This is a genomic window from Congregibacter sp. (assembly GCF_965662665.1).
Taxonomy (GTDB): Bacteria; Pseudomonadota; Gammaproteobacteria; order Pseudomonadales; family Halieaceae; genus Congregibacter.
The window spans coordinates 1-19,494 of record NZ_CBFIIF010000042.1 but is presented as its reverse complement, the minus strand read 5'-3'; the positions used below and the strand labels follow the sequence as shown (position 1 = coordinate 19,494).

Sequence of the window (19,494 nt, the reverse complement as noted above, 5' to 3'; positions counted from 1 at the left end):
CGGTTCGCAATCTAATTCGCGCCAGGGTATAGGCTTCGCCTTCTGGCGAAACGCCGCGTAAGTGATTGTCGGGAAGCAGCGTGTACTGACCTTCGCAAATAATCAGATGCGCGTTCGATGCAATTAAGTGCAAGATAATGGCGGAGCGGACGGGACTCGAACCCGCGACCCCCGGCGTGACAGGCCGGTATTCTAACCAACTGAACTACCGCTCCAGGGTAGACAACGCGCAATCCACGATCCTCGTCTCGGTCAGGAAACTTAGCCAGTGAAGGCCTTGGGCAACGTGGTGGGTGATGACGGGATCGAACCGCCGACCCTCTGCTTGTAAGGCAGATGCTCTCCCAGCTGAGCTAATCACCCGCGTTGGAGGGGCGCATTATAGAGCCTTGCCTTTGCCTGTCAACGGATTTTACCGGCACTCATGAAATTCACTTCTCGCAGTGCAATCATCGTTTTTTTTAAGCGTCCCTCAGCAATCCGCCCCTTATCAATTGCCCTCTTGTGAGGCCCCATACAAGCAGTTGGGCGGCTCGGGGATTAACATCACTTCCCACAAAAAATGCCGATTCCAAGACTTTCAATTCCGAGGACTTAGGTTGAACATACTCGGCTTAGATTTTGGAGACGCTCAATGGAAATCTTTAAGGACTTTCACTTCGAGGCCGCGCATCGCTTGCCCAAGGTGCCGCCCGGACACAAATGCGAACGGCTCCATGGCCATTCGTTTCAGCTGCGAGTGTACGTAGCCGGTGAGCCGGGAGAGTCCACGGGCTGGGTCATGGACTTCGGGGATATCAAAGCGGCGTGCAAACCGGTCGTTGAACAGCTGGATCACTATTACCTGAATGACATCGAGGGACTCGAAAATCCCACCAGCGAAAACCTCTGTCGCTGGATATGGGACCGTGTGCTACCCACCTTACCCACTCTGTCAGCAATAGAGATCAGGGAAACCTGTACCTCGGGGTGTATCTACCGCGGATGACTACGGCATTTGTGACAACCGCGTGACGCTACTGTTACGAACTGTAGATGTGTTACTCGCAGCAAGGTTAATGTCGGTAGCATCCGAAAATTGTTATGCACAGCGATGATGCATCCTCTCAGAATATTGGAGTTACGTTACATCGCGCAGTCTTGCCGTGAAAAGACACTTATAAGCTATTGTTTTAAATCGTTTTTATGACATTGATCGAAATTTAACCAGCGTGACAAAGTGGCCGCAACACAGGGGATTACGGGCATGCTAAACAAATTGTGCACTGCTTTATCCACAGGTTTTGTGGACAACCCGGACAAAAACGATGAATAGGCCTGGGTTTTACTGCTGCAACACCATTGCCACACTGCTGTCACAGGAGACACGACGGTCACGGCGTCTTTCTTCGACAGCCAACCGCCTATGAGTTTTTGGGAATGGCTCGGTTTGGCCAGCCTCTGCCTTGCAGGAGCCGCCTCTCCCGGCCCCAGTTTGGCGGTCGTTGTCAGCGCGAGTCTTAACGGGGGAAAACTAAGCGGTCTGGCTGCCTCGTGGGCGCATGCTGCCGGTGTTGGTATTTACGCTGGGATCACCGTGCTGGGCCTCGGCACCCTTCTTTCAGCGGGCACTGGTGTGTTCCTAGTCCTGCAGAGTGCCGGGGCGCTATACCTACTGTGGCTAGCTCTGGGACTTTGGCGTAGCGCCCAGTCTCCGGCGGCAAACAGCGAGCAAGCGGTCGCAAAAGTCGGCATGGCGGCTCGGGACGGCTTTGCTATTGCCTTCCTGAACCCAAAGCTCGCGGTGTTTATGCTGGCACTGTTTAGTCAATTCGTGCGCCCGGACGCAAGCGCCTCAAGCCAACTGGCGCTGGTGGCCACGGCCCTCTTTATCGATGGGCTTTGGTACACGCTGATAACCCTGGTCTTCAGCCGGGGAAAATGGATAGATACACTGCGCGAAAATGCCAGTCGGATTGATCGGGTTTTTGCACTGCTGCTCACGATGGTAGCGGCAGTGATTCTCACGCGAGCCTTGCAGGGCTTTTGAGGAAATCACTAAGCAACTCAGAATGCGTGGCGGCTGCGAGCGCTTAGCCGATGCTCATGCCTAATGAACTGTGGGTGCCTCAGCCACCAACACCGCCTGCAGGCGAGGCCCAAGCATTATGATATGGCCGATCTCGCGACCAACTCCGTCGCGACTGTATTCAAAACGATACTGCCGCCAAACTCGCCATATGCCATTGCCATCGCGACTTAAGGAAGTCTTGGAAAGTGCCACGGACTGATCCAGCAACTGAATGTCGGCCAGTTCCGAGGAGCGCTTTGCTGCTGCAACTGCCAACTCCCGAACACGAGTGCCACTAAATAGGTACCAGGCACCACCACCAAAAACGGCGACAAACACCAAATCCCAAATACTCAAGGTCATTACTAACTTCCTTGTGACCGCAAACTTTGCCGTAAAAACTCAAGCACTGCGGTATTAAACTCCCGAGGCTTCTCTACGTGCAACCAATGTCCTGTATCCGCTATACCCGCAAACTGCGCCGCCGGAAACAGCGCCGCAGCCTCGGCCTTAGCTTCTTCATTTACATAGGTGGAGTCTAATCCGTAAATAAACAAGGCCGGAGCTGCACAAGGCAGGCCCTTTGGTGGGGCCCTGAAGTAGGCATAGTTGTCCTGCAAGGCCTGCACATTGAATCGCCACAGGTAGCTACCGTCACTATCGCGCCTTAGGCTCAGGGCCAAGAAGCCCACAACCCCAGCCTCCTCCACGAACTCCTCCATGACCTCCCGGGCCTGCGCGCGCGATGCAGGGCGGGCTGCCTTCACTGCCGTGAGGGCAGAGAACACCGCGTCGTGAGATGCGGGATAATCGACCGGCGCAATATCTGCAATCGCCAGGGCTGCAACATCCTGAGGTCGGCTGAGCGCGAGCTGCATGGCAACTTTGCCACCGAGGGAGTGGCCAACGACGGCAACCTGACCCAGGTTATTGCTATGAATATAGCTCGCAACGCTCAGAGCAAGATCTTCGAGGTTCGTATTCGCCTGCCATGGGGAGCGACCGTGATTGAGAAGGTCCAATTGATGCACTTCAAAGTCTTGAGCCAAGGCCCGCGCCAGGGCCCCGAGATTGCTTCCCATACCGAACAAGCCGTGTAAGAGAATCACAGGGGCTCCCGCACCACTCACCGTGGCGTACAGTGGTTCTTGCTGCGCCCTACCCTGTTCGAACTGTTCTTCGTTTGCTGTCAAGTTTGTTACCATGCGCGCTTCATAAATCTAACCTCAACATGTTACCCAAGAAAATGCCAAAAAAGCTGCTACTACTGACCCTGTCCTCCGTTTTATGGCTCACAGCCTGCGCTTCCGGCGGTGGCTACAACCCGACGGTGTTCCCCTTTGAAGTAGAGTCTGAGCGGCTTACGGAGAAACCGGTCAAAACCGTCGTGATTCCGCATATAAACCTCGGCAGCCCCTCGAGAAACTATCTTAAGGAAGCCGAACCACGCATAGATGCGCGTCTCGCCAGTTACATGAAAGCCAACGGCTACACTGTCTTACCGCAGCGAGAATTTAAGCAGCACTGGAACTCAGCGGTACGCGCCTTTGGCGACCCGGTGGACCCCACGAGCGGTCGTGTAAACATGAAAACCTTCTCGCAGATCATGACCAGTGTTCGGGATCGCTTTGCCGAAAGCGGTGAGTTGGACGCATTTGTGTTTACGGATGTCGTGGAGCTGGATGTTGCCTTCAACAATGGCCTTAAGCACATAGGTCGCTGGGACGGTGTCTCCCGTCGTCCGTCAATGCAGGGGCCGGGCACCGGCGTAAGCGCGGATTTCGACTGGTCCATGACCGCCTCCGTGGCATCCCTGCAAGTCACTATTTTCGATACAGAACTTAAACGACTTTTTGTGAGTCGCGGCGGTTTGGACGCTACTGCTGCGATCGACGCACGATCGTCTACCGGGCGCTATATTCGCCGACGAGCAATTCTCGAGAACAACGAGTACGTCAACGAAGGCATAGCCTTATCGCTGCATCCCTTTATAGAAATGGATAAGTACCCGGGCAACCCCTAGGGCTGCCTGGGGCCGCTTAAGTAGCGCCTAGTTTTCGTAATCAGCGGCGCGTTTTTCCATCTGCGCCTGAAGCCCTTCCTGAAGATCCTGGGCGCTCAGCATGCCGGCATTCCAGGTCGCAATGTAATTCAGTCCTTCCTGAACGCTGTGATCACGGCTGTAAAGCAGCATCTCTTTGCTACCGCGCACCGCAAGCGGCGCCTTGCTGGCTATCATGGCGGCCGTCTCTCGAGCGCCTTCGAGCAAGGCCTCCTTATCAGCGAAGACCCTGTTCACCAGGCCCACACTCTGCGCCTCGTCAGCGCCCATATTCCGGCCGGTGTAAGCAAGCTCGCAGGCGACGCCATAGGGAATGATTTTTGGGAGCCGCTGGAGGGTGCCTACATCCGCAGTCATACCGATATCGACTTCACGAATAGAGAACCATGCATCCGCCGTGGCGTAACGCATATCAGCGCAGGTCACCATATCCATGGCGCCACCAATACAGGTGTTGTGAATCGCTGCCAGCACGGGCTTTCGACACTTCTCCATGGCTGACAGGTTGTCCTGCATCACCAACACATTACGCCGGAAAGACTCAGCGCGACGTGCGGGATCCTTGTTCTGCCCTTGCACATCCATCAGCATGTTCAGATCGATGCCGGCACAAAAGTGATTCCCATGAGCGGCCAAAATCACTGTGCGCACCGTAGGCTCACTGTCCAGCCATTCAAAACAGGCCTGTAATTCGCGCCACATGGTGACGTTCATAGAGTTGGCCTTATCGCCACGGTTAAGAAAAACTTCCGCAACGTGATCATTGACGCTCAAATCCAGCGTCTCAAAGGTAGGCTGGGTAATCTGTTCCTGCTGCATTACATTCTCCTTGCTTATCGGCTGTCTCTATCTTCGCAAAACTCGCGATATTCTATCAATACACTAAGACTTACTGTTGCGAAATCGCTTGTCACCAGGCTCGATGGAAGTCATCCGTGGCAAGCGTTGGAACCGGCTTTGGCTGGCAGTCCCGGCGCCCGATGTACACAAAACCTACGAACTCTTCGTTGTCAGCACCGCCGATATCACGAAGCAGCTGGGAGTCCTCGGCAAAAGCACCCGTTCGCCAGATCGCACCGTAGTCCAGCGCTTCCGCGGCGAGGGTGAGACTAAAGGCAGCGCAGCCCGCAGACATCCGCTGCTCCCAAGCTGGCACTTTGGGATGTTCTGTGAAGGACGCGATCACAGCAATCAGTAGTGGCGCACGCAGCGGCGCATTCAAGGCGCGGTCCTGTGCTGTCTGATCGGCTTCGGGATCCCGCCGCAGTAGAGAGTCTCGCAGCAGCTCTCCAAAAGCATGTCTTCGCTGCCCTTGAAAACTAACGAAACGCCAGGGCCGTAACCGTGCATGGTCGGGACTTCTCAAAGCACAAAGAAGCATCTGCTCGAGCTCGTCCGCATCGGGGCCTGGCCCCGTAAGCTTGGGCATGGAATTGCGCTGCTGAAGAAAGCTAAGGCCGTTAAATACCGTCGCCATGAAGTGCTCGTCGCTAAAACTGGTCGGGCATCATAACAGCGATAGGCGGCTGGCCAACATACTGGTCTAGAGGTGTTGCCCCTTCAGCCTTTACCCTTCACTGAGACAAATCAGCCGGGGCCGTGCCCGCATAGATATTCATAAAACCTCGGTCGCCAGAGGTTGCATCAACATTGTCAGACCATTCACACAGAGCCTGCGCGTCAGAGGCGACGAGACGATGCTCGATATGATCAACGATCCACAATGACAATCCCAGGTCTGCAATGAGCGTAAGCAGTTCCCTGCCACTGCTCTTAGCGAGTCGCAAGGAGTATGGGGTGAGCTCCAGCAAAATGCGCAAACCAGGACCACTTTTTTGTAACAGTGGCAATAAGCCCGTCATGACAGCGTATTCACTCCCCTGAGTGTCTACCTTAAGCAGATCGATGCGCATCATCATTGGAGACAGCAGCTCTGTGCCATTTCGTACCGTAATAGACTCTTTCGCACGATCCCCGTCTCCGGGATAAATCTGATGATCGCCGCGATTATTTTCGTTGCGATACAACGCCCCCTCTCCCTCGTGATCGCCCAGAGCAATCGGAGCAATTTCTACATTGCGCTGACAGTCGTTAAGCATGAGGTTTTGCTGCAGAAGTGCCAGGTTGTCTGCCGCCGGTTCAACGGCAACCACATGGGCGGCTTGACGGGAATGCAGCGCACTGAGAATGCTGAAATATCCAAGGTTGGCCCCCACATCGACGACAAAGTCACCCGCTCTTTGTGATGCAAGCCAAAGCTCTGTCTCGAAGGGTTCCCACTGACGCTCACTGTGCAGCTTGTGAGAGACCAGATCACTGCTTGGGTCGTGCGTCTGCAGTATCAGCTCGCGTTGGAGGCCCGCGATAGGCTTAAGCGTAACGCGATGCTCCCGATCACCACTCACAGGGCGGGATAACACAGTCTGGAGCCATTTACGCTGTCGTCGCTAGTCTTCGAAGGGGTTGGACTGTACTAGTGAGACCCTCTGGCCCGCAACAGAAACGCTGTGATCATCGAATTCAACGGCTTCGTCACCCAGAACATTGTTGTCAAAGAGATAACGGGGCGACTCTTCTCCAGCCAGCACCCTCGCCTCGCGCGCTTCCTGAGCGATTTTTACAGACTCCTGGGCGCGCTCCCATGCTGTAATGCGCGCTTCCCCGTGGCGAGACCGGAGCATCTCCATGGTTTGCACCGGGCTTAACAGTGTGGCCGACGCATTGTTACCACCAAAGCCCTTTGCGTTGATGAGTGCATAGCGCTGCTTTGCCAGATCCAGCTCCCGGTGCTCCATAGTAAAGCTCAAATTTTGCGTAGCCACGTCGTCAGCTAGACGCTCGGTGGTCGAGATACCCGGCAACCAACCCTCCGCCCAGCTTCCCAGAGTTGCGGCGATTTGATCACCCGATGCCGCAGCGAGGGAGTGTCCGACGTAGCTTTTAATCGCGCTCACAGGCCAATGTTCAATGCCAAAGGCACCGGCCACACGACTAAGAATTACGGATTCCGTCACACGATTTTGCGGCGTCCCCGTACCGTGAGAATGCACGAAGCCACCCTCACGGAGTCCTCGCTCCCCGACAATAGATCGAGCGCAGGCAGCAGCCCGCGCCATGGTGAGGTAATTGCCCACCCCGGGGCCCGAGATAGACTTTTTGTACCCGTCTGCATTAATGAATACGTCGGCGGCCGAACCAAGAATGTTGGCACCTGTCTCTAAAGCCAACTGGTCATCAAAAAGCACAATAAACTGTGTAGATTCACCAATGGTGAAACCACAGTTCTCGCCAAACGGTCGGCAAGCACGGCGGTGATCCGGATCAGCATCTTCGCCGAGCCCATCAAGCTGGCGAAGACCTTTGTCGGTAGCCAGAGCACCCATGGCCGCGTAGCCCTCCATGACCTCGGGTGTGATCGGAGCTTCGGCAGCGCCCACAAATGCCACTCGCGCGCGTCCTGAGCGAATGTCGTGAATCGCGTGACGAAGGTTGTACAGAAACGAGGCGCAGGCGCCGAGGGTTGCGCCGGTAGAGCCCGCTGCGCCCAGCACGTAGGCGTTTACAAAGTCCGCAGGCATCTCCGCAAGCCCTAAAGGACAGTACTTGGAAGTAACACGACTGCCACGATAACGGGCCTTGAGCATGCCCCCGGCACCGTTGTCGTCCAATTGCCCCATGGCACTGCCCGCATAGACGCTAATCTGATCCGGAGCCAGGGTGGATTTAAGGGCATCCCAGTCCATACCAAGATTACCCAAGGCGTCACTCGCCCCATACACCGACATCGCCAGGCCTCGCGGATGGTTTCGGGACTGGTAGAGCGCCGCTGGATCAAAGCCATCCGGCAATTGGCTGGCGGCCTTGACTTCGAACTCCCGGTGCGTGGGCAATAAAAATTGCTGTTCCCCGATGATCTGCACCCGAACATGGTCTTCGTCATCACCACTGAGCAGTTGCCAATCGTCAGGTACCGGCTCAGGCAGGTAGCGTTTGTGCAGTTCAAAACTTACGGGGCTGCCATTGCTCCGCGTAGGCAGACGTTGATTCCAGGCGACTCGGGACGGATCGAAGTGCGCCGCCCCAATGCGCCGAATCAGCGTGCGCTGCAGCAACGAAGCCTCATCATCATGCGCAGCGCCGGTGAGCTGACGCAGGGATGTGAGCATTTGGCTGCGACGCTCGCTGGTGATAGCGCTCTCTACCATGCGGGCATGGCCATGATGCATGGAGCTGCGGCCAGCGCTGTTAACACCACCTAAGCTGACAATGACGGGTAGAGCTTGTCCCACGGGGATTCCTGCACAAAGACTTTAGAAAGCCCAGTGTAGGCAGTGATATGCTTTATCTATATCCTATAAGCGTCATATTCTTTATATATAAAGCCACAGAGATCACTCTATGCCCACCGCCGCGCTCCTTCTCTACCCCGAGGCTCTGGCAACCAGCGTCACACTGCCTGCAGAAATACTGCATGCCGCTGCGCAGATGTCCCAGACAAGCCGAGGTCGCGGCATTAGCGCTGAGATCCAGCTGCTGGGCACGCAGCAAGACACTGCCATCACGCTGGATTCGGGACTCCGCCTCGCCCTCGATGGCGATTTAGCAGACCTTGCAAGCTGTGACCTGTTGATACTCCCAGCGATCTGGCGGCACCCCCGGCGGGTACTGCAGCAAGCCCAGGGCTGGCTCCCGAAGATCAGGGCGCTGCATGAACAAGGAGCGAGTGTTTGCAGCGTGGGAACTGCCAGTACTCTGCTTGCCGAAACCGGGCTGCTCGACGGGCGTCCAGCGACCACCCACTGGCACGACTTTGATCGCTTTGAGCAAACCTACCCTCCGGTGCATCTAAAGCGCAGGCACTTAATAACCCAGAGCGACCGCTTGTACTGCGTAGGCAGCGTGAATTCCATCGGCGACTTTATGGTGCACTTTGTAGAGCAGTGGTACGGCGAACGTATCGCTCGAACCGTGGAGGCGCAGTTTTCTCCTGAGGCGCGACAGTCCTATGAAACAGCCGCATTTTTGCAAGAATCCACCGGCGCACACCACGATGCAGTCATTCGTGACACGCAGGATCATATGCAATTACATCCCGCAGATACCCACAGCATCAACAGCCTGGCCGCGCTCAGTGGCTTATCCGCGCGCAGCTTTGGCCGACGATTCCGAAAAGCAACCGGTGAGACGCCGATGCGCTATCTCCTGAATCTGCGGATCCGGGAGGCCAAAGCGCTACTCCAGCACTCGGATCTCGCTCTTGCGGATATTGCCTGGCGCTGCGGGTTTCAGTCTCCCAGTCGTTTCTCCCAGGCATTTCGCAGTGCTACAGCACTCAGCCCCCGTGCTTTTCGTGAGGCCGTGCGCGGGAAGCGATTCGTGGCAACAAACAACCTGCTCCCCGAAGTGACAGGCGCAGATCAGGCTTGAGCGGATGCAGACACTGTGGCTAAATCACGCCCCCGCCGACAGCCAATCCAAGGAATAACGTCATGAGTGAGCAAAGCGTCATAATTGTTGACGGTGCCCGCACCCCCATGGGAGGCCTTCAAGGGGCATTATCATCCGTGCCCGCGCCTGAATTAGCCGCCGTTGCCGCGAAGTCTGCGCTGGAAAAGTGCGGCGTAGAGCCCTCTGCCGTGAATGAAGTCTTTATGGGCTGCGTACTCCCAGCGGGTCTCAAGCAGTGCCCTGCGCGACAGACGTCTATTGCTGCTGGCATCCCCGTAAGCACCGGTGCGGTAACGGTCAACAAAGCCTGCGGTAGTGGTATGCAGGCCACCATATTTGGCTATGACAGCATCATTGCCGGAACCAACAACATCGTCCTTGCGGGCGGCATGGAGAGCATGAGCAACGCACCGCACCTGCTTATGGGCGCGCGCAGCGGTTTCCGTCTGGGCTCTGCCACCGCCTTCGATCACATGATGATGGACGGTCTGGAAGACGCCTACGACGGCTGTTCTATGGGCACCTTTGCCCAGGCGACGGCAGACCGAGAGAGCGTTAGCCGCGAAGACATGGATGCTTTTGCCATCGAATCGCTGCGCCGTGCCAAGGCAGCTATTGACGATGGTTCCTTGGCGCCAGAAATAGCGCCGGTTACCGTCACCAGTCGACGGGGCGACACGGTAGTCAGCGATGATGAGCAACCCCATAAGGCGAATGTCGATCGCATACCCTCCATGCGCGCCGCCTTTGCCAAAGACGGCACAATCACCGCAGCAACCGCCAGCTCTATTTCGGATGGCGGCAGCGCACTCCTCCTGATGTCAGCTGACGAAGCCGCTGCCCGAGGCATTTCCGGGATGGCCCGCATCGTCGCCCATAGTCGCCACAGTCAGGAACCTGCGGAGTTCACCACTGCTCCGGGCGGTGCGATTAAGACACTCTTCGAGAAAACCGGTTGGAGTGCCTCCGACGTAGATCTCTTTGAAATCAATGAAGCCTTTGCGATGGTCACCATGCTGGCCATGCGGGAGCACAGCCTGGACCACGCCAAGGTAAACATCCATGGCGGCGCTTGCGCCCAGGGTCACCCCATCGGCTCAACGGGTTCACGAATCATTGTCAGCCTGATGTACGCCTTGCGTAAAACGGGTGGCAAGCGCGGAGTTGCAGCGCTATGTATCGGCGGTGGCGAAGCGACGGCCGTCGCCATAGAGATGATCTAACACTCGCCTTAACCGTGCATTGTTTGCACAAGCAGGATAGTAATTATGGCTCTTAGCAGCGTTCCCGATCTTATCGAGGCCATCCGTCAAGGAAGGATGGTCATCCTTATGGATGATGAGGATCGAGAGAACGAAGGCGATCTGATCATTGCAGCAGAAGCAGTAACGCCGGAACTCATCAATTTTTTTGCGAGCGAGGCCTGCGGTCTGATCTGCATGCCACTAACGGAGCAGCGCGCGCGACAGTTACAGCTCCCCCTGATGGTCCGGGATAACCGCTCCCAACACGAGACCAACTTTACTGTCTCCATTGATGCTGCAGAAAGTCGTGGCCCGGGGATCAGCGCTATTCAGCGCGCTCACACGGTAAAAGTAGCCGCAGGGGCCGATGCCGGCCCTACCGATATTCGCCAACCGGGACACATTTTTCCTCTGGTAGCAAAAGAAGGCGGTGTATTGCGACGCGCCGGACATACGGAAGCCGGCGTAGACTTAGCACGCATGGCGGGCTTTGAGCCCGCTGCTTTGATCGTCGAAATCATGAACGAAGATGGCACGATGGCGAGACGACCGGAGCTCGAAGTGTTCGCTGCGAAACATGACCTGCCCATGGGCACCATCGCCGACCTCATTGCCTACCGATCACTGCATGAGCAGTCTGTAGAACTCGTCTCGCACCGCTGTGTGGAAACCCAGCACGGAGAATTTGAACTCCACACCTTTAAAGATCTCGTCGATGACACCCTGCACTACGCTCTAGTTAAAGGCGATTTAGCTGCAGATCAGGACGTCCTCACACGTGTGCAGCCAGTCAATATGCTCCGCGACGTTCTCAACACTCAGATTGCGGGTCGAGAGGGATGGTCCTTGAGCCGCGCTATGGCGCGCATCGCAGAAGAAGGCCGAGGCGCACTGATCCTCATTGGACAAAGCCGATCCATGGAGAGCCAGATCGCCGACATTGAGGCATTCCCCAACAACTCCGCGGACCAATCGGGCGACGGCTCAGCCGGTTTACAAAACTATCGTTTCATCGGCACCGGCGCGCAGATACTCCAGCGCTTAAACGTGCGGCGCATGCGCCTTATGTCCAGCCCCATGCGCTTTAACGCACTTTCCGGCTTTAATCTGGAAGTCGTTGATTTCGTTGCGCCCTAAACGCGAGACCCGCTCAGCGGGCTCCAAGACTGGTTGACCACCAAGAACTTTGCTATCGATGCAAGGTGATCAACTCGCTCGCAGCTGCCCGATCGGTCATGCAGCTGTTTGCCGGCGCCTCGGGGTCGGGATAGCCAAAGGACAAACCGAACATCAGCCGCTGATCCCGGGGTATCGATAACTCCTCGCGCACAGAATCCGACAAAAAGCCCAACGCTGTCTGAGGGCAGCTCCCAAGACCGGCTGCCTCCAGTAGAAGCATCACTGACTGCGCAAACATGCCAAGGTCGCAAGCTTCCCGCTCGGAAAACCCATCGGGCAAACAAAAGAAGCCCACATGCGGCGCGTCGAAGAACGTGAAATTTCGCATAAAAGCTGTCTGACGCGCATCGCGATCCTCCCGCTCTATACCCATTGCACTGTACAGAGCTCGTGCCGAGGCGTACTGGCGCTCCTTGAACTCATTGCTGTACTTCCCCTCATAGGGGAAATCCAGCGTCATCCGGCCTGCGGCAAAGTCCTCCGGCAGACGCTTGCGCAAGCGCTCCAACACGGGGCCTGAGGCCACATGAAAATACCAGGGCTGAGTATTGCAATTGCTCGGCGCTCGCAAGCTTGGCGCCAAGAGCGATCGAAGCTCATCGTCGGAAAGAGAGCGCGGCAAAAACGCCCGGCAAGATCGACGACTATCCAGGATATCGCCCAGGGTACGCGGGATGTCAGTGTTCATAATCGTCTACCAATGCGTCGGGGCGGCGAGAATAGCGATTTGAGTCCGCCAATGCCACTGATGCAAGTTGTCACCACAGCAGCGACTAAACGCAGTAAACTACGCGGCTTTTTTAGGCTATGCGGAAACTCCGCTGGCGGCGTTTTTAAAGCATCAACATTACTGGTTTTATGACAGACGAAAGCGTACAGACGAAGACGGTAGGTATTATTGGCGACGGACAGTTGGGCATGCTGCTCTGTGAAGCAGCCCCCGGGCTCGACATCGCCACGGTGATGCTCACGGGCGATCGAAACTGCGCTGCAGCGCAAAAGGCCACCTCCGCGATCGAAGCTGCTATGGATAATGCTCAAGCCGTCGCCGAGCTTATTGAGCGCTGCGATGTCATCACTTACGAACGTGAGGACATCCCGGAAGCCACCGTAGCGCAGCTGCGAGCCGCAGAGACGACAGGCCTGGTCTCCTGCCTCCCGCCTTTGTCCGCCATCGAAATACTGCAGGACAAAGCCAAACAAAAGATTTGGTTGGCCGAGAACAAACTCGCCACCCTGCCCTTCGTCATTACTGATGGCGACACTGATCAGCTCAAGAACGCCGGCGAGACCTTAGGCTATCCCTTTGTTCAAAAAGCGCTGCGCGGTGGCTTTGATGGCCGTGGTGTGCAGCTCATTCGCAGCGTGGATGAGCTGCAAAAAGCCTGGCCGGGCAGCACCATGCTCGAACAGTTTGCGGGAGATTTTAAAGAGATAGCGGTATTGGTGGTTCGGGGAAGTAACGGTGAGACCACACACTTCGGCCCCGTGGACATGACCTTTGAAACCGACTACTCAGTACTCGACACAGTGAGCGCGCCGGCGAACATCAGTGCAGAAGTCGAAACTGCTGCTACAACTCTCGCCTACCGAGCCGTGGAGGCCTTGAACGGCGTGGGCGTATTCGGCGTCGAAATGTTTCTCCTGTCCGATGATCGGGTTCTGATCAACGAGATAGCCCCCCGCGTACACAACTCCGGCCACTACAGCATCGAGGCCTGTGCCAGCTCGCAGTTCGAGCAGCATCTGCGTGCGGTGGCGGGCATGCCTCTGGGGGACAGTTCTCTGCAGACTCCCGTTGCCATGCGCAACCTGCTGTGTACGCCCGCATTAAAAGAACAAGGCATCCACCGTCAATCCGGCACAGAGGACGGAACGGATAGCGCAATCGTATACTGGTACGGAAAAAGTCCCGCTCGCCTTATGCGCAAGCTGGGGCACGTCACTGCGGTCGCCGCCTCTGCACAGGACGCACTCGCTGCCACTCATAGCAATTGGAATCGAATTCAAGAAGAGGCTCGTTCAGCATGACCATACGCGTAGGTATCATCATGGGCAGCGACTCGGATCTTCCCGTGATGCGCTCTGCCAAAGACATTCTGGATATGCTGGATGTGCAGTGCGAAGTGGAAATCGTATCCGCGCACCGAACACCGGACAAACTCTACAGTTACGCCACCGAAGCGGAGGCTCGCGGGCTTCGCGTCATCATCGCCGGGGCCGGTGGCGCTGCGCATCTACCGGGCATGGTCGCATCGTTATCAGTTTTACCGGTTATCGGTGTACCGGTAGCGGCCACCAAGCTCGCAGGGGAAGACAGCCTGCTATCAATCGTACAAATGCCGGCAGGAGTCCCTGTCGCTACCGTTGCTATCGACAATGCGACCAACGCCGGCATCCTCGCCGCGCAGATGCTTTCCACGTCTGACGACGCATTACGAGAAAGGCTTCGTAGCTACAAAGAGGGGCTGCGAGACAAGGTTCTGGCGAAGCGGGTTTAAGCTAGGATCCATCGCCCAGACGGCGATAACTTGGCAAACGCCAACCCGCCTGTATTGCACCGGCGCGCAACACAAAGGCCGCCAGCATGGCAATCAACAGCGCGCTGCCGGGCGATACCAGCGCGGTGGACACCAGCGCCACATAAGCGCCCGCACCCACTAAGGCGGCGGTGACGTAGATCTCGACGCCCAGAAGCACAGACTCCCGACCGAGGAGTGTGTCCCGGATCAAACCGCCAAAACTTGCAGACATCACCCCCATGACCACCGCGACAATCCACGGGGCGTCATACTGCAACGCTTTGGCGCAGCCCAGGACAGAGAACAACGCAAGTCCCATGGCATCCGCCCAAAGCAGTAACTTGCGCCGCAGGGAAAGCATGGGCGCGATGTACCAGGTTAAGGCCGACACCGTAATGCAGACCCAAAGGTAACGTACATCGCTGATCCAGAATACCGGCAGCTGCAGCAGCAGATCTCGCAACGTTCCCCCACCGACACCGGTGATCGTTCCAAACAGGATAAAGCCCAGGATGTCCTGTCGCTTTTCCGCCGCCGCAAGGGCGCCGGACGCGGCAAATACACCTACCGCCACTAAATCGCAGTAGGCGATGATGCCTGCAAGAGTCATGGGGCCACGTTAAGGCAAGCCAGTGGCTTTGTCGGGGTTGCCCTAGTCTTCATAGAGGTCCAAAACAGCACCTCGGCTTGCCGCTGCCGCATTATTGGCAAACTTGGCAAGGACGCCTCGCGTGTACCTCGGCGCGGGCTTTACCCACGCACTGCGGCGGCGAGCGATTTCCTCATCATCAACGTTCAGTTGCAGGCTCAGCGTGTGAGCATCAATGGTGATCGAATCGCCTTCTTCTACCAGGGCAATCAAACCGCCTGCGTAGGCCTCCGGCGCCACGTGACCTACGACCATTCCCCAGGTACCTCCGGAGAACCGTCCATCCGTTATGAGTCCCACAGATTCACCAAGACCCTGTCCCACCAAAGCACCGGTAGGAGCCAACATCTCCGGCATGCCCGGACCTCCTTTTGGCCCCAGATAACGCAGTACAACAACATCGCCTGCTTTCACAGCACCCGCCAGAATAGCGTCCAGCGCCGACTGCTCATCATCGAAAACCTTCGCCGGCCCGGTAATAACAGGGTTTTTCAGACCGGTGATTTTTGCCACAGCGCCTTCTTCAGCCAAGTTGCCACGAAGAATCGCCAGATGCCCCTTGGCATACATGGGATTATCCAGAGTGCGAATCACAGACTGGTCTGCAGGTACAGATGGCACATCGGCTAGAGACTCTGCAATGGTTTCCCCGGTAATAGTCATACAGTCACCATGGAGCAAGCCACCGTCCAGGAGAATCTTCATCACCTGCGGGATCCCTCCCGCACGGTGCAAATCAATAGCGAGATACTGACCACTGGGTTTTAGATCGCAGAGAACGGGGACCTTCTGACGGACTCGCTCAAAATCATCAATACTCCAGTCAATTTCCGCAGCATGCGCTATGGCCAGAAAGTGCAGCACCGCGTTGGTAGACCCGCCGGTTGCCATAATCACCGCCACCGCATTTTCCAAAGACTCTTTAGTCACGATGTCGCGAGGCTTGATATCCTGACGGATCGCCTCGACGAGAGTCAGGGCGCTTTGCTTCGCTGAGTCTTTAATCTCGGATTCCACATTCGCCATGGTGGATGAATAAGGCAGGCTCATGCCCAGGGCTTCAAAGGCGGAGCTCATGGTGTTCGCAGTGTACATTCCACCGCAGGAGCCGGTACCCGGGATTGCATTGCGTTCAATGGCCAACAAATCCTCGTCCTTGATGCGACCCGCAGCGTGCTCGCCTACCGCCTCAAAGACACTGACAATGTTCAAATCCTGTCCGTTGTGACGCCCCGGAAGAATGGTGCCGCCATAGACAAATATCGACGGCACGTTTGCCCGAAGCATGCCCATCATGCCCCCGGGCATATTCTTATCGCAGCCACCTATGACCAGTACCCCATCCATCCACTGACCGCCTACACAAGTCTCGATGCAATCGGCAATAACTTCCCGGGATACCAGAGAGTACTTCATGCCCTCGGTACCCATGGACATACCATCAGATATTGTCGGTGTGCCAAAGACCTGCGGATTTGCGCCGGCTTCGCGTAAACCTTCCTGGGCAGCATCCGCTAAGGGCTGGAGCCCCGCATTACAGGGTGTAATAGTCGAATGGGAATTCGCGATACCCACCATTGGCTTTTTGAAGTCGCCTTCTTCGTAACCCATGCCGTAATACATAGATCGATTAGGCGCACGCTGGACACCTTCGGTGATATTTTTGGAGCGACGATTAAGCGTCATAGACCGGATCTCTGATGTTGCAAAAGCGGGGCCGCGATTTTAGGTGACTGCAGGCTTTAGGACAAACATTACGCGGGCTTTATCGAATATCATACGAGCCCCATGTAAATCACAAATCGCTATCTCCTGGGAGATTTATTCATGAATGGCGCCGAAGCTCTACTCCAAACCCTCGTCCAAAGTGGCGTAGAAATCTGTTTTGCCAATCCCGGAACCTCTGAAATGCAGCTGGTATCCGCTATCGGTAAAACCGAGGAAATGCGCCCGGTCCTCTGCCTGTTTGAAGGCGTTGTGTCAGGCGCTGCCGATGGCTACGCGCGCATGGCTGACAAGCCTGCGGCCACCCTACTCCACTTGGGATCAGGATTTTCAAACAGCCTGGCAAACATGCACAACGCGCGTCGGGCGGGATCTCCCGTGGTGAACATCGTTGGCGATCATGCCAGCTACCATCTGCAGTTTGACGCACCCCTGACTTCAAATCTTCCGGGAATTGCTCGCTGGGGTTCGCACTGGACAGAAATCGCCACTACCCCGGAGGAACTCTCGGCAGGCGGCGCTCGCGCTGTGCAGGCATCTATGCGCGGCAACGGACAAATCGCCACGCTCATTGCACCCGCGGACCACGCCTGGGATACGGCAAGCGAAGCGGCGCCAGCGCTACCAGCGCCCGAAGTGCTCTCGGTCCGCTCGGATCGGATTTCCCGCGTCGCCGAAGTTATCCAAAGCGGTAAGAAAACCGCACTGATGTTGGGAGGCAAGGCCCTACGTGAGGAAAATCTCGCACAGCTGGGGGCCATAGCCGATGCCCATGACGTAACACTGATGTGCGCGACATTCCCGACACGACTACAGCGCGGCGCGGGTCGTGCCGCCGTTCAGCGGCTGCCTTACTTCGCCGAACAGGCGGCCGAGGCCCTGGAGCCATTTGAGCAACTCATACTACTGGGCGTTGCGGCGCCGGTAAGCTTTTTTGCCTATCCAGGCAAGGAGAGCTGGCTCACTCCTGAACACTGCGAACTTCACACTTTGGCAGAGCCGAGCGAGGATGCCGACAGTACCGTGTCCGCCCTGACGGCTGCCCTGAATATTGAGAAAAGCGCAGAGACCCTTTATGAGCGTCAGATCCACGAAGTGAACGACGAAACACTTAATCCACTGACCATCGGGCAAATCATGAGCAACGAAATGCCCGACAACGCCATTGTCTCCGATGAGGGTGCCACCTGTGGCCTGGCGATGTTTTTGTGCACCGAGAATGCCCCCCCACACGACTGGCTTACTCTCACCGGTGGCGCCATCGGTCAGGGTTTGCCCGTTGCCCTGGGGGCCGCCCTGGCCCGTCCGGATAGCAAAGTCATTGCGCTGCAAGCTGATGGCTCTGCGATGTACACGATTCAGGCATTGTGGAGCATGGCGAGAGAGAATGCAGATGTCACCGTCATTCTGCTCAACAATAAGAGCTACGCCATCCTCAATATTGAGCTGGCCAGGGTCGGCGCAGGCGAGCCCAACGCCAAGACGCTGTCCATGCTTGATCTCTCCAACCCGGATATGGACTTTGCCAGCATAGCGACGGGGCTCGGCATTCGCGCCAGTCAGGCTCGAAGCAGCAGCGAGTTTCAGGCACAGTTTTCCGAGGCCATGAACACGCCAGGGCCTTGCCTCATCGAGGCTATTTTGTAGCGGCAGAGGTCGGTATGCTCTACCTGAGAGATCAAATCCCAAGACCCGGTACCACAACAAAGAGACGCTGAATGTCGAGTATTGTGATCACAGGCGCTACCGCAGGCATTGGCCGCGCAGCAGCCATATTACTGGCCAGTAAAAAACACACTGTCTTCGCGGCCGGGCGCGACCAGACTGCGCTGGCCGAACTGGACGCAGGCTACGAAAACATTACCGCGCTGGAAATGGACGTCACCGACGCCAGCTCCGTCAATGCAGCTGCAGCAACGGTGTTTGACGCATTGGATGGAAACGCACCCGACGTAGTGGTGAATAACGCAGGCTACGCCGTCGTGGGACCACTGGAGGCAGTCTCGGACGAGGAATGGGAACGACAGTTCAAGACCAATGTGCTGGGTTTAGTGCGGGTCACCCGCGCCTTTGTACCTGCAATGCGCGAGCGTCGCCGCGGTCGAATCGTCAACGTATCCTCCGTCGCGGGACGAGTGACTGTTCCGTTTTTTGGCCCCTACAATTCGACAAAGCACGCCGTCGAGTCAATCTCGGACTCCCTCCGACACGAGCTACGACCTCACGGTGTCGAGGTGGTAGTTATAGAACCCGGGGCCGTGAAAACACGTTTCGGCTCGCTGGAAAAAGAGCAAATTGAACACTGGATTGAAAGCGCACCCGCCTACGCTGCACAGTTAAGGACACTCAAGGCATTCCATCACGATTTGCATGACAAAGGTGCCGACCCGATTAGCGTTGCAGGAAGCCTTGTCGCTGCTTGTGAAAGCCACAATCCGACGCCCCGTCGCGTCGTACCCTTTTTACCGGGAAGCGTATTCATCGCCATCAAAGCTCTGTTGCCTACGCGAGTGTCGGACTGGATCGTGCAAAAACTTACGGGATTGCCGTAGCTCAGCCTTCGGTAAAGCTCACGAGCTTTTGACGGTCGCGGTTCACCTGAAGGTCAAACACGT

General features: G+C 56.6%; 19 protein-coding genes and 2 tRNA genes. 10 read left to right on the top strand and 11 right to left on the bottom strand.

Annotated features, from left to right (window positions below; all coding sequences use genetic code 11):
- Positions 1 to 138 precede the first annotated feature (138 nt).
- Positions 139 to 215, bottom strand: a tRNA-Asp gene (locus tag ACTG39_RS13090).
- Positions 216 to 287: 72 nt separating this feature from the next.
- Positions 288 to 363, bottom strand: a tRNA-Val gene (locus ACTG39_RS13085).
- Positions 364 to 634: 271 nt separating this feature from the next.
- Here ACTG39_RS13085 and queD point away from each other — a divergent pair.
- Positions 635 to 988, top strand: a complete 354-nt coding sequence (queD, locus tag ACTG39_RS13080; RefSeq protein ID WP_439108014.1) for a 6-carboxytetrahydropterin synthase QueD — start codon at positions 635 to 637, stop codon at positions 986 to 988.
- A 417-nt stretch (positions 989 to 1,405) separates the two neighbouring features.
- On the top strand, positions 1,406 to 2,029 hold the full coding sequence (locus tag ACTG39_RS13075; RefSeq protein ID WP_439108013.1) for a LysE family translocator: 624 nt from the start codon (positions 1,406 to 1,408) through the stop codon (positions 2,027 to 2,029).
- 60 nt (positions 2,030 to 2,089) lie between these two features.
- Here ACTG39_RS13075 and ACTG39_RS13070 read toward each other — a convergent pair whose 3' ends face one another.
- Positions 2,090 to 2,413 carry a DUF3301 domain-containing protein gene (locus ACTG39_RS13070; protein ID WP_439108012.1) on the bottom strand — a complete coding sequence of 108 codons (324 nt, stop codon included), beginning with the start codon at positions 2,411 to 2,413 and terminating at the stop codon, positions 2,090 to 2,092.
- Between the two features lie 2 nt (positions 2,414 to 2,415).
- Positions 2,416 to 3,243 carry an alpha/beta fold hydrolase gene (locus ACTG39_RS13065; protein ID WP_439108011.1) on the bottom strand — a complete coding sequence of 276 codons (828 nt, stop codon included), beginning with the start codon at positions 3,241 to 3,243 and terminating at the stop codon, positions 2,416 to 2,418.
- Between the two features lie 53 nt (positions 3,244 to 3,296).
- On the opposite strand from ACTG39_RS13065, the gene ACTG39_RS13060 reads away from it, so the two are divergent.
- On the top strand, positions 3,297 to 4,073 hold the full coding sequence (locus tag ACTG39_RS13060) for a hypothetical protein (protein ID WP_439108010.1): 777 nt from the start codon (positions 3,297 to 3,299) through the stop codon (positions 4,071 to 4,073).
- A 27-nt stretch (positions 4,074 to 4,100) separates the two neighbouring features.
- On the opposite strand, the gene ACTG39_RS13055 is transcribed toward ACTG39_RS13060, so the two are convergent.
- From ACTG39_RS13055 to ACTG39_RS13040, 4 genes are all read right to left on the bottom strand, one after another.
- A complete protein-coding gene (locus ACTG39_RS13055) occupies positions 4,101 to 4,931 on the bottom strand; it encodes a crotonase/enoyl-CoA hydratase family protein (RefSeq protein ID WP_439108009.1) in 831 nt (276 codons plus the stop codon).
- Between the two features lie 91 nt (positions 4,932 to 5,022).
- Positions 5,023 to 5,589, bottom strand: a complete 567-nt coding sequence (locus ACTG39_RS13050) for a nitroreductase family protein (RefSeq protein WP_439108008.1) — start codon at positions 5,587 to 5,589, stop codon at positions 5,023 to 5,025.
- Between the two features lie 97 nt (positions 5,590 to 5,686).
- On the bottom strand, positions 5,687 to 6,532 hold the full coding sequence (locus ACTG39_RS13045; protein WP_439108007.1) for an FkbM family methyltransferase: 846 nt from the start codon (positions 6,530 to 6,532) through the stop codon (positions 5,687 to 5,689).
- Positions 6,533 to 6,559: 27 nt separating this feature from the next.
- A complete protein-coding gene (locus tag ACTG39_RS13040; protein ID WP_439108006.1) occupies positions 6,560 to 8,401 on the bottom strand; it encodes a beta-ketoacyl synthase in 1,842 nt (613 codons plus the stop codon).
- Positions 8,402 to 8,510: 109 nt separating this feature from the next.
- On the opposite strand from ACTG39_RS13040, the gene ACTG39_RS13035 reads away from it, so the two are divergent.
- The 3 genes from ACTG39_RS13035 to ribB all read left to right on the top strand — a co-directional run bounded on the left by ACTG39_RS13035 (position 8,511) and on the right by ribB (position 11,941).
- Positions 8,511 to 9,539, top strand: coding sequence for a GlxA family transcriptional regulator (locus tag ACTG39_RS13035; protein ID WP_439108005.1), 1,029 nt, complete (start codon positions 8,511 to 8,513; stop codon positions 9,537 to 9,539).
- Between the two features lie 62 nt (positions 9,540 to 9,601).
- Entirely contained in the window at positions 9,602 to 10,783 is a 1,182-nt protein-coding gene (locus tag ACTG39_RS13030; protein WP_439108004.1) for a thiolase family protein, read from the top strand.
- 45 nt (positions 10,784 to 10,828) lie between these two features.
- Entirely contained in the window at positions 10,829 to 11,941 is a 1,113-nt protein-coding gene (gene ribB / locus ACTG39_RS13025; RefSeq protein ID WP_439108003.1) for a 3,4-dihydroxy-2-butanone-4-phosphate synthase, read from the top strand.
- A gap of 52 nt (positions 11,942 to 11,993) precedes the next feature.
- Here ribB and ACTG39_RS13020 read toward each other — a convergent pair whose 3' ends face one another.
- Positions 11,994 to 12,671, bottom strand: a complete 678-nt coding sequence (locus tag ACTG39_RS13020; RefSeq protein WP_439108002.1) for a nitroreductase — start codon at positions 12,669 to 12,671, stop codon at positions 11,994 to 11,996.
- Positions 12,672 to 12,841: 170 nt separating this feature from the next.
- Between ACTG39_RS13020 and purK the strand changes: the two genes are divergently transcribed.
- Both purK and purE read left to right on the top strand, forming a co-directional pair.
- On the top strand, positions 12,842 to 14,014 hold the full coding sequence (purK, locus tag ACTG39_RS13015) for a 5-(carboxyamino)imidazole ribonucleotide synthase (RefSeq protein WP_439108001.1): 1,173 nt from the start codon (positions 12,842 to 12,844) through the stop codon (positions 14,012 to 14,014).
- Positions 14,011 to 14,484: a 5-(carboxyamino)imidazole ribonucleotide mutase gene (gene purE, locus ACTG39_RS13010; protein ID WP_439108000.1), complete on the top strand. Its 474-nt coding sequence runs from the start codon at positions 14,011 to 14,013 to the stop codon at positions 14,482 to 14,484. Before purK ends, purE begins: the two co-directional genes overlap by 4 nt.
- A gap of 1 nt (position 14,485) precedes the next feature.
- On the opposite strand, the gene ACTG39_RS13005 is transcribed toward purE, so the two are convergent.
- Both ACTG39_RS13005 and ilvD read right to left on the bottom strand, forming a co-directional pair.
- Entirely contained in the window at positions 14,486 to 15,115 is a 630-nt protein-coding gene (locus ACTG39_RS13005; RefSeq protein ID WP_439107999.1) for a trimeric intracellular cation channel family protein, read from the bottom strand.
- A gap of 42 nt (positions 15,116 to 15,157) precedes the next feature.
- Positions 15,158 to 16,840 (bottom strand): dihydroxy-acid dehydratase, encoded by a 1,683-nt coding sequence (ilvD, locus tag ACTG39_RS13000; protein WP_439107998.1) that lies wholly within the window; start codon positions 16,838 to 16,840, stop codon positions 15,158 to 15,160.
- Positions 16,841 to 16,981: 141 nt separating this feature from the next.
- Here ilvD and ACTG39_RS12995 point away from each other — a divergent pair, with 141 nt between their 5' ends.
- Both ACTG39_RS12995 and ACTG39_RS12990 read left to right on the top strand, forming a co-directional pair.
- Complete coding sequence (locus tag ACTG39_RS12995; RefSeq protein WP_439107997.1) at positions 16,982 to 18,526, top strand: acetolactate synthase large subunit; 1,545 nt, start codon at positions 16,982 to 16,984, stop codon at positions 18,524 to 18,526.
- A gap of 71 nt (positions 18,527 to 18,597) precedes the next feature.
- Complete coding sequence (locus tag ACTG39_RS12990; protein WP_439107996.1) at positions 18,598 to 19,431, top strand: SDR family oxidoreductase; 834 nt, start codon at positions 18,598 to 18,600, stop codon at positions 19,429 to 19,431.
- The last annotated feature ends 63 nt before the right edge of the window (positions 19,432 to 19,494 follow it).

Coding starts and splice junctions, on each gene's coding strand:
- ACTG39_RS13030 (WP_439108004.1), top strand. CDS start 9,602: ATGAGTGAGCAAAGCGTCATAATTGTTGACGGTGCCCGCACCCCCATG.
- ACTG39_RS13005 (WP_439107999.1), bottom strand. CDS start 15,115: ATGACTCTTGCAGGCATCATCGCCTACTGCGATTTAGTGGCGGTAGGT.
- queD (WP_439108014.1), top strand. CDS start 635: ATGGAAATCTTTAAGGACTTTCACTTCGAGGCCGCGCATCGCTTGCCC.
- ACTG39_RS13055 (WP_439108009.1), bottom strand. CDS start 4,931: ATGCAGCAGGAACAGATTACCCAGCCTACCTTTGAGACGCTGGATTTG.
- ACTG39_RS13075 (WP_439108013.1), top strand. CDS start 1,406: ATGAGTTTTTGGGAATGGCTCGGTTTGGCCAGCCTCTGCCTTGCAGGA.
- purE (WP_439108000.1), top strand. CDS start 14,011: ATGACCATACGCGTAGGTATCATCATGGGCAGCGACTCGGATCTTCCC.
- ACTG39_RS13060 (WP_439108010.1), top strand. CDS start 3,297: ATGCCAAAAAAGCTGCTACTACTGACCCTGTCCTCCGTTTTATGGCTC.
- ACTG39_RS12995 (WP_439107997.1), top strand. CDS start 16,982: ATGAATGGCGCCGAAGCTCTACTCCAAACCCTCGTCCAAAGTGGCGTA.
- ACTG39_RS13050 (WP_439108008.1), bottom strand. CDS start 5,589: ATGGCGACGGTATTTAACGGCCTTAGCTTTCTTCAGCAGCGCAATTCC.
- ribB (WP_439108003.1), top strand. CDS start 10,829: ATGGCTCTTAGCAGCGTTCCCGATCTTATCGAGGCCATCCGTCAAGGA.
- ACTG39_RS12990 (WP_439107996.1), top strand. CDS start 18,598: ATGTCGAGTATTGTGATCACAGGCGCTACCGCAGGCATTGGCCGCGCA.
- purK (WP_439108001.1), top strand. CDS start 12,842: ATGACAGACGAAAGCGTACAGACGAAGACGGTAGGTATTATTGGCGAC.
- ACTG39_RS13020 (WP_439108002.1), bottom strand. CDS start 12,671: ATGAACACTGACATCCCGCGTACCCTGGGCGATATCCTGGATAGTCGT.
- ACTG39_RS13070 (WP_439108012.1), bottom strand. CDS start 2,413: ATGACCTTGAGTATTTGGGATTTGGTGTTTGTCGCCGTTTTTGGTGGT.
- ACTG39_RS13035 (WP_439108005.1), top strand. CDS start 8,511: ATGCCCACCGCCGCGCTCCTTCTCTACCCCGAGGCTCTGGCAACCAGC.
- ilvD (WP_439107998.1), bottom strand. CDS start 16,840: ATGACGCTTAATCGTCGCTCCAAAAATATCACCGAAGGTGTCCAGCGT.